16 protein-coding genes and 1 tRNA gene are annotated in these 17,127 nt (G+C 60.7%); 7 read left to right on the forward strand and 10 right to left on the reverse strand.

What is annotated here, in order from left to right; genetic code table 11:
- Window positions 1-151 precede the first annotated feature (151 nt).
- The 3 genes from AC1Q6C_RS01085 (at window position 152) to AC1Q6C_RS01095 (ending at window position 2,944) form a co-directional block, all read left to right on the forward strand.
- Window positions 152-829 (forward strand): TerD family protein, encoded by a 678-nt coding sequence (locus AC1Q6C_RS01085; RefSeq protein WP_193595093.1) that lies wholly within the window; start codon window positions 152-154, stop codon window positions 827-829.
- A 289-nt stretch (window positions 830-1,118) separates the two neighbouring features.
- Window positions 1,119-1,313, forward strand: a complete 195-nt coding sequence (locus AC1Q6C_RS01090) for a hypothetical protein (protein ID WP_192712316.1) — start codon at window positions 1,119-1,121, stop codon at window positions 1,311-1,313.
- A 944-nt stretch (window positions 1,314-2,257) separates the two neighbouring features.
- Window positions 2,258-2,944, forward strand: coding sequence for a DUF8020 domain-containing protein (locus AC1Q6C_RS01095; protein ID WP_007728826.1), 687 nt, complete (start codon window positions 2,258-2,260; stop codon window positions 2,942-2,944).
- An 89-nt stretch (window positions 2,945-3,033) separates the two neighbouring features.
- Here AC1Q6C_RS01095 and AC1Q6C_RS01100 read toward each other — a convergent pair.
- The 6 genes from AC1Q6C_RS01100 to AC1Q6C_RS01125 all read right to left on the reverse strand — a co-directional run bounded on the left by AC1Q6C_RS01100 (window position 3,034) and on the right by AC1Q6C_RS01125 (window position 7,708).
- Window positions 3,034-3,110: transfer RNA gene (locus AC1Q6C_RS01100), tRNA-Leu, on the reverse strand.
- Window positions 3,111-3,144: 34 nt separating this feature from the next.
- A complete protein-coding gene (locus tag AC1Q6C_RS01105) occupies window positions 3,145-4,110 on the reverse strand; it encodes a Ppx/GppA phosphatase family protein (RefSeq protein WP_192712315.1) in 966 nt (321 codons plus the stop codon).
- Window positions 4,107-4,652 carry a DUF501 domain-containing protein gene (locus tag AC1Q6C_RS01110; RefSeq protein ID WP_054827653.1) on the reverse strand — a complete coding sequence of 182 codons (546 nt, stop codon included), beginning with the start codon at window positions 4,650-4,652 and terminating at the stop codon, window positions 4,107-4,109. The genes AC1Q6C_RS01105 and AC1Q6C_RS01110 overlap by 4 nt, the downstream gene beginning before the upstream one ends.
- Window positions 4,649-5,218 (reverse strand): FtsB family cell division protein, encoded by a 570-nt coding sequence (locus AC1Q6C_RS01115; protein ID WP_231915783.1) that lies wholly within the window; start codon window positions 5,216-5,218, stop codon window positions 4,649-4,651. The genes AC1Q6C_RS01110 and AC1Q6C_RS01115 overlap by 4 nt, the downstream gene beginning before the upstream one ends.
- Window positions 5,219-5,394: 176 nt before the next feature.
- Window positions 5,395-6,681, reverse strand: a complete 1,287-nt coding sequence (gene eno, locus AC1Q6C_RS01120; protein WP_003946309.1) for a phosphopyruvate hydratase — start codon at window positions 6,679-6,681, stop codon at window positions 5,395-5,397.
- 214 nt (window positions 6,682-6,895) lie between these two features.
- On the reverse strand, window positions 6,896-7,708 hold the full coding sequence (locus tag AC1Q6C_RS01125; RefSeq protein ID WP_492666335.1) for a lytic transglycosylase domain-containing protein: 813 nt from the start codon (window positions 7,706-7,708) through the stop codon (window positions 6,896-6,898).
- 140 nt (window positions 7,709-7,848) lie between these two features.
- Here AC1Q6C_RS01125 and efeU point away from each other — a divergent pair, with 140 nt between their 5' ends.
- The 4 genes from efeU (at window position 7,849) to AC1Q6C_RS01145 (ending at window position 12,131) form a co-directional block, all read left to right on the forward strand.
- Complete coding sequence (gene efeU / locus AC1Q6C_RS01130) at window positions 7,849-8,751, forward strand: iron uptake transporter permease EfeU (protein ID WP_116058292.1); 903 nt, start codon at window positions 7,849-7,851, stop codon at window positions 8,749-8,751.
- A 14-nt stretch (window positions 8,752-8,765) separates the two neighbouring features.
- Window positions 8,766-9,896 (forward strand): iron uptake system protein EfeO, encoded by a 1,131-nt coding sequence (gene efeO, locus AC1Q6C_RS01135; protein WP_054827655.1) that lies wholly within the window; start codon window positions 8,766-8,768, stop codon window positions 9,894-9,896.
- A complete protein-coding gene (gene efeB / locus AC1Q6C_RS01140; protein WP_003946328.1) occupies window positions 9,897-11,183 on the forward strand; it encodes an iron uptake transporter deferrochelatase/peroxidase subunit in 1,287 nt (428 codons plus the stop codon).
- 120 nt (window positions 11,184-11,303) lie between these two features.
- Window positions 11,304-12,131: a glycoside hydrolase family 16 protein gene (locus AC1Q6C_RS01145; protein WP_052416980.1), complete on the forward strand. Its 828-nt coding sequence runs from the start codon at window positions 11,304-11,306 to the stop codon at window positions 12,129-12,131.
- 9 nt (window positions 12,132-12,140) lie between these two features.
- Here the strand turns inward: AC1Q6C_RS01145 and AC1Q6C_RS01150 are convergent, their stop codons facing one another.
- The 4 genes from AC1Q6C_RS01150 to AC1Q6C_RS01165 form a co-directional block, all read right to left on the reverse strand.
- On the reverse strand, window positions 12,141-12,665 hold the full coding sequence (locus tag AC1Q6C_RS01150; RefSeq protein ID WP_147308029.1) for a hypothetical protein: 525 nt from the start codon (window positions 12,663-12,665) through the stop codon (window positions 12,141-12,143).
- A gap of 729 nt (window positions 12,666-13,394) precedes the next feature.
- A complete protein-coding gene (locus tag AC1Q6C_RS01155) occupies window positions 13,395-14,123 on the reverse strand; it encodes a glycoside hydrolase family 16 protein (RefSeq protein WP_157770437.1) in 729 nt (242 codons plus the stop codon).
- Window positions 14,124-14,230: 107 nt separating this feature from the next.
- The gene (locus tag AC1Q6C_RS01160; RefSeq protein ID WP_208690397.1) at window positions 14,231-15,388 is read right to left on the reverse strand and encodes a glycosyltransferase family 4 protein; all 1,158 of its coding nucleotides are present in this window, start codon (window positions 15,386-15,388) and stop codon (window positions 14,231-14,233) included.
- Complete coding sequence (locus tag AC1Q6C_RS01165; RefSeq protein WP_147308028.1) at window positions 15,381-16,913, reverse strand: hypothetical protein; 1,533 nt, start codon at window positions 16,911-16,913, stop codon at window positions 15,381-15,383. Before AC1Q6C_RS01165 ends, AC1Q6C_RS01160 begins: the two co-directional genes overlap by 8 nt.
- Window positions 16,914-17,127: the final 214 nt, after the last annotated feature.

Below are 17,127 nucleotides of genomic sequence, written 5' to 3' on the forward strand. Positions count from 1 at the left end.
GGTCTGCCGCAAGTTGGCGCCGCAAGTTTGATGCCCATGGGTTGAAATCAGACATGAGGGACAATGGCCGGAGATCGCCGATCACGTCGGTGGAGATTCCTCGACGGGTAACACGATCGGACTCATTCGAGTTCAGACAAGGACTATCACGATGGCAATCGACTACACCCGACGTTCCGGCGAGTCCACTCCGTCGCAAGCGCCGGTCAGCTTGAGCAAGATCACGCTCACAAAATCGGCGCCGACGGTCAACCTCGCGAAGGCGGGTGAACGACAAGGCAATATGCGCGTGAACCTCAACTGGTCACAGGGGGCACCACCGAAGAAGACCGGTTTTCTCGCCAAGCTCGCCGGCGCAGGCTCTGGTGCGGTCGACCTGGACCTCGGATGCCTCTACGAACTTGCCGACGGGTCCAAGGGAGTAGTTCAGGCCTTGGGTAACAGTTTCGGTTCACTGACTTCTCCGCCCTACATCTCCCTCGACGGCGACGACCGCAGTGGTGCGAACACCGGCGGCGAGAACATGCACGTCAATCTTGGTGACCCAAGCGCCTTCCGGCGAATCCTGATCTTCGCGATGATCTACGACGGCGCTCCCAACTGGGCGGCGGTGGACGGCGTCGTCACCTTGTATCCCACCAACGGACCGGAGGTGGAAGTGCGACTCGACTCCACCAGCAACCAGGAGCGACTGTGCGCGATCGCTCTCATCCAGAGTTCAGGTCAAGGCGTGACGGTGACGCGCGAAGTTCAGTACATCAACGGCAGTCAGTCAGATCTCGATCGGGCCTACAACTGGGGAATGAAATGGGCTGCCGGACGAAAGTAGGGGCTGCGGACGGGATCTCCCCCATCCGAATGACAATGTCCGAATCATCCACAATGTCGCAAGTTACTGGATAGTGTCGAGAAGTGGGGTCGGACATGAGGGGTCACGCTCGACACCGATAGTGGGTCGGTGACGCTATGTGCTTGGCGGCGCCGACGTTCGACCGGAAAGGCCCTCGATTTCCCCCGAGATCGAGGGCCTTTTCGTATCTTGCGTCACTGTTCGCACCCTTTCATTAGTTGATCGTTAAACTAGGCGTTCGTCCAACATGCACCGATGGAGAACGTGAATGTCCACGAATTCAGATCGACGCCCGCGCCTGCCCGTGAGAATCGCCTACCTCGCCGCAGGAGTTCTCTTTGTCGCCGCCATGCTCCTGTTGGCAAGCGTCGTCAACCCTGATCGGGACCGCGATTTCTCGATGAACCACGTCCCCGCGGGGACGTCGACGACCGCCTTCGCCGCAACGTCCGACCCCGGCTAACGAAGGTACCGGTACGTAAGTGGCGCACGTCACGAACTGTGGGTAGTTTCAACGCCGATGGTTCGCCGTAGGTCGGTATTGAGAGGGACGGCCAACCACTGCCCTGCCTGGTTGCCCCACCCAAGCAGGCAGGGCACCCCAGATCAGGCAGGCACCCCCGATAATTTAAGTCTCAAGTAACTGTTACTCGGGAAAGACTTGTATCAAACCGGGACGAATCGTACATTTCATCCGGCAGTCGGCCTTCGTCCGACGCCTTTGCCGTCAATGTCGACGGAACTTCTCTGAACACCACCACAAGTCGGCCACTTGTCGTGACCGCATTCGTCCTCGCGAAAGGCTCGCCCATGTTCGATTTCTTCGGCGCAATCTCCGGCTTCTTCGGTCTACTGTTCGGCACCGGCTCGTCGAGTGGGAGCTCGGGAGGAAGCAGCGACGCACCCGTCGCCCCGCCTACCTGATCCACAAGCCTCACCCGGCACCGATCCGCCGGGTGAGGCTCTCGCGAATCTCCTTGAAACACAACGTAACAGCACTTCAACTCCACCGACTTTTCTGCGGATCCACGCCGACGCACTCCGGCGTCCGGACAGTTTCACCACATCGCCTGCAGTAATGGGTCCTGTGTCCGCCATTCTCCGTCGAGGCACACCCGCAGACCTCCCAACCGACAAGGCATGTGTTCGCCGTGAGCCGGTGTCCGTTGGGGCAGCAGTCCGGGGATTGCTCGGTCAACCGCATCTCCACATTTTCGCACACATGTTCGACAACTTGGTACTGCACGCTGCACATTCGATTGCACCGGCCGCTTCCGGTCGGCCCGAGCGCAACTATCCCTTCCGTCACTTCGGTCTGCTTTAATACGAAGGCTTTGTCGGGGGTTTACCAATGTCCGAAGTTGTCGAGTTTCTGCGAGCACACGCAGGCGAACACGGGGTTGAACTATGGGTTTCTTCAAGAAGGCGGCTGTGACTGCTCTAGCGGTCGCTGCAGTCGGAGCATCAACAGGGATCGCATCAGCTGATCCGTCGACCGACGTGAATTACGAAGCGAAGGTCGTCGACAAGTCGATCGTCACCACCATCGACGCCGGGTTGTTCAAGGTGTCCGGCGACGGCAAGTCCGTCGTCTTGCAGGACAGCAAGGGAGCCGACCTTGTTTCCCTGCCTCTCGCATACAACCTCGGGGATCTACAGTTCCCCTTCGATCGCACGATCAGTGAAGACGGTAAGACCCTCACACTGACACCGATCACCGATTCTGCGAAGGCAACACCTCGACCCGAGAGTGCGCCTGCGGCAAAGGAATGGACGCCCGTCGCCTCGCCCGAGGAGAATGATCGGGCGATTGCGCACTTCCAGAGCCAACTCGGACTCGGCACTCAGGTCGGCAGCCTGCTCGGCACCATCGTCGGCGCCGGAATCGGTTGCGCTGTCGGCGCTCCGCTGGGCTTGACCATCGTCGGACTCCCCGTCGCCGCGGCACTGTGCCTGGGTGGCCTCGCAACAGGCGCCGGAATCGGCGGTGTCGCCGGAACGATCCTCGGCGGCGGCGGCGCGGCTGTCGTAGCCGGCATCGATCTCGTCAACACGCTGAATGCTCCTGCAGGGACGACCGTCTGGGCTCAGTAGCCACTTGGTGGTCAGTCGCTGCTCCACGGAAAGCCCCGCCCGAAGAGGACGAGCGGGGTTTTTCGATTCAATGTGCAGGAGGATCTACGTGGTGCCCCCAGTCGGACTCGAACCGACACTTGACGGATTTTAAGTCCGTTGCCTCTGCCAATTGGGCTATGGGGGCCTTGCCGCACCCGACGGGTCGGATGCGGCAGGGATCAGACTATCGGGTCGGTCTGAGCTACCGACATCGCGATGCCGTCGAGTATGTCGTGTTCGCTGACAACCAGTTCGGTGATCCCGGCTTTGGCTTCGAACGCTTGAGCCAGCACCGTGGTGATGATCGCTCCGCCGCCGATGACGTCCACCCGCCCCGGATGCATCGGGCCGAAGGCAGCACGATCAACCCGAGGCATAGCAATGAGACGCTCGCACACGTCGAACAGTTGATTGAACGGAATCCTCGACAGGTGCACCTTCTCGACGTCGTACTCCGGAAGTTCCTGAGCAATCGCGGCCAGCGTCGTCATGGTTCCAGCGACACCCACCCACGTGTGCGCCTTCTCGACAGGTACGGCCTCGAACGCCTCGGCAAGTTTCGCGGTCGCGAAAGCCGTCGCCTCGGAAACCTGCTCTGCTGTAGGCGGATCCGACGGTAAGCACCGCTCCGTGACGCGCACACAGCCGATGTCGGTGGAGTACGCAGCCTGGACGCCGGACGCGTCGCCGAGGACAACTTCGGTGGATCCGCCGCCAAGATCGACGACCACGAACGGGCCCTCGGACGGATCAAGTTCTCCCACAGCACCGCTGAACGAGAGGCGCGCCTCTTCGTCGCCGGTGATGACCTCTGCTCCGGATCCGGGAATCACCGCGCCGAGCACGTCCCGCGTCATCGTGAAGAAGTCTTCCCGATTCGCAGCGTCGCGAGTAGCCGAGGTGGCGACCATGCGAACGGCGGTTGCTCCGGCATCGGCGATCATCGACGCGTACTCGACCAGCGCGACCCGGGTGCGTTCGATGGCCTCGGGCGCGAATGTCCCTGTCGCATCAACACCTTGACCGAGTCGCACGACGCGCATCTCGCGCCGGACATCCACCAGACGACCGTCGGCGCCGACGTCGGCGATCAGCAGTCGAATGGAGTTGGTACCGCAATCGACTGCGGCGACACGGCGAGTCACCGGTCGGTGTTGTCGGCATCGTCGATGCCAGGCCAGTCCGCGGGAATTGCAGTGCCGCGCAGCTTTCCGTGACCGGCCAACGCGACGGACTCGTCACCGAGCGGATTGACGCCGGGTCCCTTGGCAAGCGAATGTGCCATCAGCACGTGCAGGCACTTGACACGATCCGGCATCCCACCGCCGGCAAAGTCGGTTCCCAGAGATTCGATCGCGTCCCGCTCGGCAAGGTACGACTCGTATGCCCGTCGGTAGGCCGCGGCAAGTTTCGGATCCTGGGTCAGGCGTTCGGTCATTTCACGCATGACGCCGGCGGATTCCTGACGGCTCGCTTCGGCAGTCAGTCGCGGGTCCGTGAGGTAGTACAACGTCGGGAACGGTGTTCCGTCCGGAAGTTTGGGGGCGGTCTTGACCACGCCCGGCTGACCGTCCGGGCTGCGGTACGCGATCTCGATCACTCCGCGTGGCTCACGGCCCAATTGAGCGGCAACGGCGTCGAGATCCGCTTGTGAAACCTGTGGGGAATTTTCGGACGTGTTGCTCACCCGGTGGGTACTCCTTGTTCTTCTGGCTCTATCGGCGCCAACGGCATCGGGGCCGGTGTCGTCGTCTCGGGAACCACTGGCGGTTCCGAAATCGTTTGCCACAGATCGCGATACCACGGACCTGTGAGCGGTGTTTCCTTTTCCTGCTTCTTCTCGGGTTCCTTGTAGTCACCGGGAAGCTGAACCTGGAACGGGGTCTCGCCCGGTTTGACGTACCGAAGGCGTTCTCGTGCAAGAGCTTCGATGTACGCAGGGTCGTCGAAGCGCGCGTTCTGCCCTTGCAGCTTTCGCAGTTCTTCCTCGAGTACCTGACGTTCCGCCGCCACCTGCGCGGCATCCGAACGCTGGCTGATGTAAGTACGGAGCGGCACTGCCAGTGTCAGCGCCAGCATGAGCACAACCATCGCGAGCACAACTGCCCGACTGGTGGACAAGCCGAAAATGGTGTTGTCCGACTTCGGAAGCCGAGACCAGAACTTGTTGGTTCCGCTCTTCCCCCGGGCCGACTTCGACCCTCGCGCCGACGCTTTCTCAGCGGAGACCCCCGGTTGCGCGGGGCCTGTCACAGCGGAATCGACTGCTTCCGGATCTACCGAAGGTTCCGACACGCGTGGGCGTCGGGCACTGTCCCGACGCGCACGCGACGGTGTGTCCCCACGACGGGAACCACGACCCCCCGGACTTCCGCCGGGGGATCGTGGCTTACCGCGCTGTGCAGACACTACTGAATCTTAGATTTCCGTCAGGCCTCGAAAGCGAAGCGCGGGAACGCAACCTCGCCGGCGTAACGTGCTGCGTCGCCGAGGTTTTCCTCGATGCGCAGCAGCTGGTTGTACTTGGCAACGCGCTCGCTGCGTGCCGGAGCACCGGTCTTGATCTGGCCGCTGCCGACGGCAACCGCGAGGTCGGCGATGGTGGTGTCCTCGGTCTCGCCGGAACGGTGGCTCATCATCGTCTTGTAGCCGTTGCGGTGAGCGAGATCGACGGCGTCGAGGGTCTCGGTCAGGGTGCCGATCTGGTTGACCTTCACCAGGAGTGCGTTGGCCGCACCCTTGACGATGCCTTCTTCGAGGCGCTCGGGGTTGGTGACGAAGAGGTCGTCGCCGACGAGCTGGATCTTGTTGCCGATCTGATCGGTGAGTGCGACCCAGCCGTCCCAGTCGTCTTCGTCGAGCGGATCCTCGATGGAAACGAGCGGGTAGGCGTCGATGAGCTCGGCGTAGAACGCCGCCATCTCGGCCGCGGTGCGGTTCTTGCCCTCGAACTTGTAGCCGGTGCCGTCGGTGTAGAACTCGGTGGCAGCGACGTCGAGAGCGAGCGCGACGTCGGTACCCAGCTTGAGGCCGGTCTTGTTCACGGCGATCGTGATGAGGTCGAGTGCTTCCTTGGTGCCTGCGACGTCGGGCGCGAATCCGCCTTCGTCGCCGAGACCGGTGGAGAGGCCCTTCTCCTTGAGAACCGACTTCAGAGAGTGGTAGACCTCGGCGCCCCAGCGCAGCGATTCCTTGAAGCTCGGTGCGCCGATGGGAGCAACCATGAACTCCTGGACGTCGACACCGGTGTCTGCGTGCGCGCCACCGTTGAGGATGTTCATCATCGGGACAGGGAGAACGTGAGCGTTGGGGCCACCGACGTAGCGGAACAGCTCGAGGCCCGAGGACTCGGCGGCGGCGCGAGCCACGGCAAGCGAGGCACCGAGCAGAGCGTTTGCGCCGAGACGCGACTTGTCCGGGGTGCCGTCCGCGTCGAGCAGCGCCTGGTCGACCGTGCGCTGCTCGGTTGCGTCGATGCCGATGATGGCAGGAGCGATCTCGCCGAGCACAGCCTCCACGGCCTTCTCGACGCCCTTTCCGCCGTAGCGTGCGCCACCGTCGCGCAGTTCGACGGCTTCGTGCTCACCCGTCGAAGCGCCGGACGGCACCGCAGCCCTGGCGAAACTTCCGTCTTCGAGCAGAACCTCGACCTCAACCGTGGGGTTACCACGGGAATCAAGGATCTCGCGAGCTCCGACCTGCTCAATACTGGCCACTGTGTGGTTCTCCTTCGAATGGGCTTCGCATTGGGGCACGCTCTGCGTGCTTGACACTTGGGCTCCGACCCCTCCGGTCGAAAGAGGACCACGATCGCGGCTGGGCCTCTGCAGTGCCAGCACCTCTGTAGTGCCAGCACACAGCCTAACCGCACGGGCCGAAGGCTTCTTTATCGACGCGCGGTCACGGGTCCGACCTGCGGATCGATCACCGTCAGTCCGGCCGTACCCCGACTGAATACGCCGACGCACGATCACGAACGAGCGCGAGATAGTCGCCCGAGAGGTTGTACGCCATCAGTGCCTGCTGCCATCCGGCAGCGGAAGTGAGGTCTCCCCCGCGTGCACACAGGTAGCGGGCGGCCGTGAGGGCAGCGTCGTCGATGTTGTCGGGGTCCACCCGGCCGTCGCCGTTGGCGTCGACTCCCCATTTGAGCCACGTCTCGGGGATGAACTGCATGGGCCCCATCGCACGGTCGTGCACTGGATCGCCGTCCATCGCCCCGCCGTCGGTGTCGGGGATCTCGGCAACTCCCGGGCCACCGTCGAGAGGGATTCCCCGAATGATCGGAGCAACCTGGCCGAACGCGTCGACCGACGAGCCGTCGTAGGTCCCGTGGCGGCTCTCGACGCTGCCGATACCGGCCAAAGTTGTCCACCCGATTCCGCAGCCGGGAAGCGTCTCGGCCATCACCGCGGCGGCGTACCCGTAGGCCTCGAGTGCCGTCGTCCCGATCCCGATGTCGTCCGACAATCCCGCTGCCCAGTCGGCGAGTTGATCAGCACTGCGGCCGGGAGCATTGATGTCGATCGGCGGCGTCGGAGAGCCGGTACCTGGGGGTATGCCCTCGGGAATAGCAACCTTCGGTTCGTTCGATCCGCAAGCCACGACGCCTGCGCCCAGCAAAGCTGTTCCGGCAGCTACTGCTGCTACGGCTCGCGAGAGACGCCGGGGACTTCTGCGGGCTGCGGGAGTTCGGTACACCCCTCCATCATCCACATGCGAGTGAACTACTCCCGGATCCATTGGTAAAGAACAGCAAAAGTACAGGTGAGAGCATGGTTCGCCGTCGATGATGGAGTATCTTCTTCTGAGTTAAGGCTGGCCTAGCCTCATGCGTTCGTCAGAAGCTGTTGCACTCACTCAGTCAGGAGTCGCCTGTGCCCGTGTCGGTACTCGCTGCCGCGAGCACACCATCAGTTGCCACCCAGCTATTCGGCAGTGGCCTGATCGGTCTGCGCGAAGGCCTCGAAGCGGGCATCGTGGTGATGATTCTCGCCGCCTACCTCGTAAAGGCGCAGCGCAAGGACGCACTGAAATGGGTGTGGCTCGGCGTCGCGATCGCCGTCGCGATGGTGGCGATCATCTTCTTCGCGATCCACTACGGAACGTCGACGGTCGACGGCCTGACCGCAGAGATCATCGCGGGCGTTGCCTCCCTGATCGCCGTCGTCATCGTCACGATCATGGTCCTGTGGATGCGCACGGCCGCCAAAAACATTTCCGGAGATCTGAAAGCGGGGATGGAGAAGGCGTTGATCGCCGGACCCGTCGCCATCTTGTCGCTGTCGTTCTTCGCGGTCGGTCGTGAAGGCGTCGAGACTGCATTGCTCATGGTCGGTTACGCCGAGAACACCGCAGGCAGCTCCTGGCCGTTGGTCGGACTGCTCCTCGGAATTCTCCTGGCCGCCGTCTTGACCGTCGCCATGTACTTCGGCGCCCTCCGTCTCAACCTGACGACGTTCTTCCGGTACACGGCGATCTTCCTCATCGTCGTAGCCGCCGGAATCCTCTCGTACGGTGTTCGCGCTCTGCAGACCGGAAACGTCCTGCCGGGCGGTTCGAATCTCGCGTTCAACCTGACACCCGGCTACGACCCGTCGACCTGGTACGGCACCGTCCTCGCCGGAATCTTCAACTTCCGCCCGGACCCGACCGTCCTGCAAGCCGTCGCATGGCTCGTCTACCTCGTAGTCGTCCTCGCGCTCTTCCTGCGTCCCCTTCCGTCGAGCCCATCGGAACCGACAACCCCGCCTGCGCACGACACACACGTTCCCGAAAAATCCTGAGAGGCATTGCCGACATGCGTAAATCCACCCTCGTACTGGCCACGGCCGCGGTACTTCCCTTCTCCCTCGCCGCATGCACCGAGAAGACGACCGCGAGCGACGGCGACATCGTCGTCACGGCCACCGACGATTCGTGTGACGTCAGTGCCACCACTGGAACCACTGGCAGTGCGACGTTCCAGGTGACGAACAACGGCTCGAAGGTCACCGAGTTCTACGTCTTCGCCGAGGGCGATCGAGCGATGGGCGAAGTCGAGAACATCGGCCCCGGCCTTACCCGGCAGCTGATCGTCTCCCTCCCCGAGGCTGCGACCTATCAACTCGCGTGCAAGCCGGGCATGGTCGGAACCGGCATCCGTCAGGACTTCGTCGTCACGGGCGATTCGCAGGCGGCCACCGACGAGAGCGGCCAACTCGCCGAAGCTGCCGACGGCTACCGGAGGTACATCCGCAGCCAGATCGTCGCGCTGCAGGACACCGCTGCTCAGTTCGTCGCCGCCGTCCAATCCGGCAACGTCGACCAGGCGAAGGCACTCTTCCCGATCGCACGTACCTACTACGAGCGCATCGAACCCGAAGCCGAGAGCTTCGGCGAACTCGATCCCAAGCTGGACCTGCGCGAAGCGGATCTGGAGCCCGGTCAGGTCTGGACGGGATTCCACCGCCTCGAGAAGGATTTGTGGGTGACCGGGCTTCAGCCGGATACCAACGCGGTCGCCGATCAACTGCTCGAAGACATTCAGTATCTTGCCGACCAGCTGAATGCCGAGGATTACACGATCGATCCAACCAAGATCGCCGGCGACGCCCAAGGACTGCTCGACGAGATCTCGACTTCCAAGATCACCGGCGAGGAAGACATCTTCTCGCACACCGACCTGTGGGATTTCCAGGCCAACGTCGACGGCTCGCAAGCGGCGATCGCGGCACTGAACCCGATTCTGCAGGAACGTAATCCCGAGCTCGCCCAGCGCATCGCTGACCGATTCGCCGACCTCGACGCTGCGCTGGCGCAGTTCCGGGTCGGCGACGGATTCGTGTACTACGACACCGTCACCGAGGCGCAGCGTCAGGAACTCTCGCGTAAAATCGATGCACTGTCCGCCGAGGTCAGCCAGGTCCAGGAAGTAGTCGCGGGACAGTAGATGACTGATTCACCAGAAGGCACACCCGCTGCGGAAAACGCAGCACCGCACGCAGTCTCACGACGCCGACTGTTCGGCGCGGTGGGGGCCGGCGCCGTCCTGGCCGGTGCCGGTGCCGTCATCGGGCGGGTGACCGCCGACGAGAGTTCCGGCGCCGATCACGCAGACGTGGTCGCCTTTCGCGGCGAGCATCAGGCAGGCATCACGACGCCGGCCCAGGATCGTATGCACTTCGTCGCTTTCGATGTGACGACGAAGTCGCGCGACGAACTGATCACGCTGCTGCAGACGTGGACGGCGATGGCCGAACGAATGACGGCGGGTCAGGAAGCAACCGAGGACGGAGCGACCGGCGACGGTCCGTATGCACCACCGAGCGACACGGGTGAGGCACTCGATCTCGCGCCGTCGCAACTCACCCTGACCATCGGATTCGGACCGTCACTTTTCGACGACCGGTTCGGTCTCGCAGACAAGAAACCTGCTGCCCTGCTCGATCTCCCCCACTTCCGTGCGGACAACCTCGATCCGAATCGCAGCGGGGGCGACATCGCCATCCAAGCGTGCGCCAACGACCCCCAGGTTGCCGTCCATGCGATCCGCAACCTCGCGCGAGTCGCGTTCGGGACCGCGTCGGTCAAATGGTCACAACTCGGGTTCGGACGAACATCCTCGACCTCGACGACGCAGGCGACACCACGAAATCTGTTCGGGTTCAAGGACGGAACAGCCAACATCAAGGCGGAAGATCCAAACGCACTCGCCCAGCACGTCTGGGTTGATCCCACTGACGATCAGGCCTGGATGGCAGGCGGATCATTCCTCGTCGCCAGACGAATCCGCATGCTGATCGAGCAGTGGGATCGCGCAGTACTCAAGGAACAGGAAGCTGTCATCGGCCGCTCCAAACGGAGCGGAGCGCCGCTCGGTGGCAAGGACGAGTTCGACGAGCTCGATCTCGATTCCAAAATGGGACACGACTTCGTCATCCCGGAGGATTCACACGTGCGCCTGGCCTCTGCCGAGGAACTCGGTGGGATTCAGATCTTGCGCCGCGGATACAACTTCACGGACGGCTCCGATGGCTTCGGCCACCTGGACGCGGGACTGTTTTTCGTTGCGTACTGCCGGAATCCGGTCGAGCAGTTTGTTCCGATGCAGCAAAACCTTTCACGACACGATGCGCTGAACGAATACATCCAGCACGTCGGTTCTGCGGTCTTCGCTTGCCCCGGCGGTCTCGCCGACGGGAGCTACTGGGGCGAAACACTGTTCAACCCCAAATAGTCGATCAATTGGTTGGATACCACACTTGCTAACAAACTTCGAGTAATTTTATATATCGAACTGATAACAATCTTGGGATCAATGGTCCCGAAGGTGATATCTCGCCCATACGATCTGCGCATGAGAATTTCAGCACTTCTTCGAATTGCCCTTCTTTCAACAACTCTGGCGACGGCAACGATTAGCTTGCCTCCTCTTATGTCGCCAGCACGCGCAGCAGATCGTTTTACGGTCTATGCATACGACGAGTTCAATGGCCCTGCAAATTCAGCCCCCAACCCAGCCATCTGGCGCTACGAAACCGGCGGAGGTTGGGGGAACAACGAAAAGCAGGTGTACACCGACTCGCGGTCCAACTCGAGACTGGATGGGCAAGGAAATCTCCTCATTCAGGCCCAAAAAGTAGGCAACACAATCACTTCCGCACGACTTGGAACTTTCGGCAAGGTCGACTTCACTTACGGACTAGTCGAGGCGCGAATAAAACTGCCAGCAGGAAAGGGCATGCATCCGGCATTCTGGACGCTCGGCACGAATCTATATACAGCCGGTTGGCCCGGCTGTGGCGAAATCGACGCGATCGAAACCATCAACGATGCGAAGACATACACGAGCGCCGTGCACGGCCCTACCAAATCAGGAACACGAGTGACCGGAGTTTGGGACCGCAGTGTCGGCGGCGCACGACCCGGCACCGACTTCACCGCATTCCACACCTACGGGATACTCAAGCGGCCCGGACGAATCGAGACCTACATCGACGGCGTTCGAATGCTGTACCTCGATCGGTCACAGGTATCCGGAGCGGAGGCATGGGTGTTCGACGCTCCCGCATACACCTTACTGAATATTGCCGTTGGTGGAACCTGGCCAGGTTTAACCGATTCCACCACACCTTGGCCATCCACGATGACTGTCGACTACGTACGTTGGTTCCACGAGAACTGATACGCGGAGTTACCGACATTCATCCAGCAGTGCGGTGGGATCGCAAGCGACCGCTCGAAGCACCCTCCTGATCATTTCGGTATCGAATACGTTGCTGTGGAAGGTAACTGAAAAGTGACGTAGCCCATCGATCTCTGCACCGAGGAACGCGATTCCTTCCGCTCCATATGGATCGGTGGCCGCCACACACAGCGGATCGCCTGTCCATCTGATTTCATCCGAATTGGGAAGACGACCTATGTCCGAGTATGAAACCAAGGCGTGAGGCTTGATGCTCACGCTCGCCTCGGCGACCGTGGCGTGGGACCTCCCGAGGACCGAAGCCACAGTCGCCTTCGCACTGATCGCTGAAAGGGTCAGCAACGGGTGACCCGAAACGAGTGCCCCCGCGATACCCCGACTGACCTCCGACAAAGTCACGGATTCACCCACCGGAACATATTGCCCCACAGCAAAATTACCATTGACCACGGTCGACGGATGCGCATATCTGCGCGCGTCCATCAACACGAGCGCATTGGACGCGGTTTCCACTCCATGACCTCGCAAGGCAGCAAGAAAAACAAACAGTGTTATCGCGCGCAGAGACGCCGACGGTGCGTGCTCGTCGCGCCAGCACACTAGTCGACGTGCAACTTGCGGATCCATCGGGAGCGAAAGACTGACCGGGTTGGGCCGCCAGGGCGTTCGGCGAGTCGCCGAAACCGCCTCAATCCGTGTTCCACGCACGTGCGAATGCCATCGAACGGCCGCTCCGAGCCGCCGAGGATCAGCTGCAAAAGACCGAATAATTGTGCGCGACAAAGGAAGTCTCGACTCCGCTGTATGCAGAGATGAGGGTAGTTGCCCTGATTGAGCGGTGCTGACAAGGGCAGCCCACAATCGCGAACCACCGATCCCGTCGGAGATGCCGTGCGAACCCAAACATGCAACATATTCCCCCGACGCAACGATTCGGATCGACGAGTGCGTCAAATCCGAATTGAATACGGCGGTCGCAAATCTCGAAATGTCCGCCGCGTCGGTGGGCGGAACTTCTTCGACTGCCGCGCCAACAGCATCCGGATCGAACAGCCAACGACGGCGAGAGGAATCCGCGCGCAATCCGAACCTCGTCTGCGGACCGATCCGAGCAATCTCGATCAGCGCGCTCCGCAGATCACTCGACGAGATGACACCAACTGGTCCGCCGATGACGAGCGCACGATCACGAACCCGCATCTGATCAACTGCAGAAATTTTGTACCTAGACATTATTCACTTTCAAGGCGTGAATCGAATCCAGTCGACGGTCAAGGTCGACACCTCCGGGGTGGTTGCATCCGTCGGCCCGGGCCATTCTCCGCCCACCGCTATGTTCATTACGACATAGAACGGCTTGTCGAATACCCATTTGGAGCCGTCCGGCGACTCGCTGCGCAAATACTCGCCCACCATTACACCGTCGATGAAGATCGAGATGGAGTCAGATCTTCTCGTCACCTCGTAGACATGGAAGGTGTCCGAGGCATCACCGCCGAGATAACCATCCGACGACATCTTCCACTTGCCTTCTGTGTGTGCAGAAGGATCGGACCACGGACCGTGGATTGCGTTGTGATACTCAGTGGCATTGTGCACCAACTCCATTACATCGATCTCGCCGCTCTCCGGATAGCCCACCGTCGCCAAATTCTCGCCGAGTAACCAGAATGCCGGATGGATTCCCTGCGCCATCGGGAACTTTATGCGGGCAGAAATCGTGCCCTCGGTGAACGAAAACTTGTCCCTTGTCACGATCCTCGCCGAAGTGAATCCCCCCAGGACCCGACGAGCTTCGAGCACGAGATTACCGTTTCCATCCAAACGCGCGTTTTCGGCGTTGTCGGTATAGATCTGCTTCTCCTGATTTCCCCAACCTCCGCCCCCGACATCGAATCCCCACATCGCCGCGTCAGGAGAATCCCCTGCAGCACCATCGAATTCGTCTGTGCCGAAATCGCTCGAGACCATTCGCATCATTGGACTCGGGGGTTCACCGGTGGTGCACGAAGTAGCCAATAGTAGTGAGGCCACCGAGAGAATCATCCCAGCCCGCACCACGACACGCGTACTCCCACTCATTTCGCAACCCTTCGATAGACGTCAATCAGTCGATCAGCTCGCGCTGAGACCGCGTGGTCCTCCAATACCGACCTGCGTGCACCGGTCACCAACCGAGCGCGAAGCTGCCTGTCATCCAGAAGGGACAGAATTCTCCCGGCCACGTCTGCGGAATCACCCGGTACGGACAGCAGTCCGTTTTCACCATCGACGACGTAATCGAGGAAACCGTCGGTCCGACTGGCCACCACCGGAGTACCAACTGACATCGCTTCGATCGCTATGAGCCCGAAGGGTTCTCGCACGGAGGGAACACACAGGATGTCAACCGACCGCAAAATGGCCGCAACATCGTTCCGTTGTCCGACAAATCTGACAGCACCAGGAGCCAATTCCGCAGCTTTTCGGCGAAGATTCTCGCCATAGCGCTCGTTCCCCGGGCTCGACCTGCCAACGATGACCAGATGTAAGTCCTTGCCGCGGGAACGGATCTGGGATACTGCCTCGATCAAGGTGTCGATTCCTTTGACAGGGTCGACCCGTCCAATGACTGCGACCAATGCAGAATCGGGGGCATCGGTGAGCTCAGCTCGCACCGTAGCTGGTCCTGGCGCAAAGACCGCCGAGTCGACGCCCTGAGGAACTACTGTCGTCTTTCTCTGAGCCGACTTCGAAAGCTGCTGCCGTGCAGCATTACTCACTGCGATCGCGGCTGAGGCCCCACGAACGGCCGAACTCAGCAGACTCCGACCTCGCCCCGGGTCGAGTATGTCGTGAATCTCGAGCACAACAGGTGTTCGCGCCAACCTGCCAGCCGCAACGCAATCCAGATGTGACAAGAGCGAATTCGAGTGGACGACATCAGCACGCCGAGCATGTACCAAAAGCTTTGAAACCCACGTCGCAGACCGCGGGATCTGCGACAACAACGTCGCCGGAGTCTGAGAAGCGCCAGAGGAATCATGCAGACCGACACGCGCCCCGTCTGGCATCGGTATGAATTCGAGTCCCATCTCGTTCCACGTCTGTTCGAGCTCACCACCAGAGGGCGCGGCCATGACAACGTTCACACCTTGCTCACCGAGACGTGGGAGCAACCGAATAACACTGTGCTCGATACCCGTGACATCGCGAGTCAGCGTCGACGCAAGAATTCGCAGCCTGCGATCAGCCATCGTTACCACTTTCATCCTTAACGGCCACTCGCTCGAAGACTACGAATCCACTACCTTCGAGGAAGACTTTCCACATCGGGTCCAACCGCATTCGTGCCTCCAGATTCGGCAATGCGTCCCGTGGGGAGAGCCCGAAGTACCAATTGTAGAAAACCATTTGATCGGAAATCGCGAAGTACGTTGTCCGGTGGTCAGCGACGAAGTATTCATTGAACTTCGCGTACTCTTCGTCAGTCGCAAAGTCTGCACCGTAGAAAAGAGTCGCGGCCTCCGGTTGCACATCGAACTTCGGATCGAGGCCGGCCAACCGCAGATAAGCCTGAGTTGGCCGATCAGGCCAGGCCGGGGACGGAACCCTCAGTACACCATAGGGATCCGCCGACTCCAACACCTCGGAAGCGCCCTTGACTACTGCAGGTTTCGTCAAGTAGGCGAACCACGCACCAAAATACGCTTCTGATGAAGACAGCGTGACACCGATGAGCAGGATGCCCGCCGCTATTAGCTTCATCCTCGAGGCTCGGCACGCGCGGAGCATCGCAGTGACCGGAAATGCAAGCAGCAGGGAACAACCCACCAAACAGTAAAGATAGACACGAAAGATCGCTTCACCACCATAGCCTTGCCCGGCCAGAATGGCGAGCGGAGAAAACGCGACAATCGCGAGAGCAAGTACCGGCATCTTCTTGCGCCACATGATAATTGCCGTGACCGCGGAGGAAACCAACAGTCCGACAGTCAAGAAACGCATCGTCTTACTTGCAAATGCCTGTCCTGCAGTCGGCGTGAGATTCGCTCCGGCGAGGTTGGACTTCGCGTTCGACGTCACGTCGAAAGAGAATTTCGCAAAGTCACCTGCACTGTCCCAGTTGTAGATGAGGAAACCAATGGCTATTGCAGCGAACACGAATGTCAACCACCACGGCCGAAGCATTCGAAAGATCATGAGCGCCAACATGATCAATCCCATCCAATACGGAGTGAGTTGGTGAGTGACTACTATCGCGCAGAAGACCACGATCATGACGACGACAAGGTTAGGTCGGTCTCGCGAGGATCCAACCAGGGTTAAGAATGCAAGAACTAGGATCAGAGCCAGCGATTGAGGGGCGAAGTAATCCTGCGCCACCCAATTGAGCACCTCGAAGAGAAACGTGGCGGAAATAGCGGTCGGGACATCCAGCCTCCACGCCCTCGCCATGCAGTAGAACAGAATCACCATGAGGAGATGCGCAGCGATCGCGAACCAGTTCGCAACGGTTATGTCCGGCACGCCGGTAACGCGAGAGAACCAAGCCGTTGCCGTGAAGAGGCCAGGCCACCCGTTGTACACATCGACACCTCGTGCCAGGAAATGGCTTCGCTGGATCAGATCCGTGACCCCGAGATGCTTGTACGTCCAGGTATACAGCGGCACATCGGACGCCATGAGTGTCGCAGTCCTCTGCACGAGCGCAACAATCACCACCGCGCCGAACGCTGCACGGTCGTTCCTTCGTGACATTGCGACTGCGAAGCCGATCACCGACAAAGTGATTGCACCGGCGAAGAACGGCGACGCCGCGAACAGCAGGCCGAAATCCGACGCCTGTGCAGTCGACAGCGAAGGGGCAGCGATCCACCAACTCACCAGTGCTGCAACGAGAATCCCCCACGAAATCCAATCGCGCCTCTTTCTGTCGGATACGACAGCAATCGTCAGCCGGTCAGTCGGAGCATCATATGACTTCGTCGACGAC

This window comes from Rhodococcus sp. MT28, from assembly GCF_058792695.1.

Bases quoted from the DNA above. Each gene is read 5' to 3' on its own strand.
- AC1Q6C_RS01085 (WP_193595093.1), top strand. From the start codon at position 152: ATGGCAATCGACTACACCCGACGTTCCGGCGAGTCCACTCCGTCGCAA.
- AC1Q6C_RS01090 (WP_192712316.1), top strand. From the start codon at position 1,119: ATGTCCACGAATTCAGATCGACGCCCGCGCCTGCCCGTGAGAATCGCC.
- AC1Q6C_RS01095 (WP_007728826.1), top strand. From the start codon at position 2,258: ATGGGTTTCTTCAAGAAGGCGGCTGTGACTGCTCTAGCGGTCGCTGCA.
- AC1Q6C_RS01125 (WP_492666335.1), bottom strand. From the start codon at position 7,708: ATGGATCCGGGAGTAGTTCACTCGCATGTGGATGATGGAGGGGTGTAC.
- efeO (WP_054827655.1), top strand. From the start codon at position 8,766: ATGCGTAAATCCACCCTCGTACTGGCCACGGCCGCGGTACTTCCCTTC.
- efeB (WP_003946328.1), top strand. From the start codon at position 9,897: ATGACTGATTCACCAGAAGGCACACCCGCTGCGGAAAACGCAGCACCG.
- AC1Q6C_RS01145 (WP_052416980.1), top strand. From the start codon at position 11,304: ATGAGAATTTCAGCACTTCTTCGAATTGCCCTTCTTTCAACAACTCTG.
- AC1Q6C_RS01155 (WP_157770437.1), bottom strand. From the start codon at position 14,123: ATGGTCTCGAGCGATTTCGGCACAGACGAATTCGATGGTGCTGCAGGG.
- AC1Q6C_RS01160 (WP_208690397.1), bottom strand. From the start codon at position 15,388: ATGGCTGATCGCAGGCTGCGAATTCTTGCGTCGACGCTGACTCGCGAT.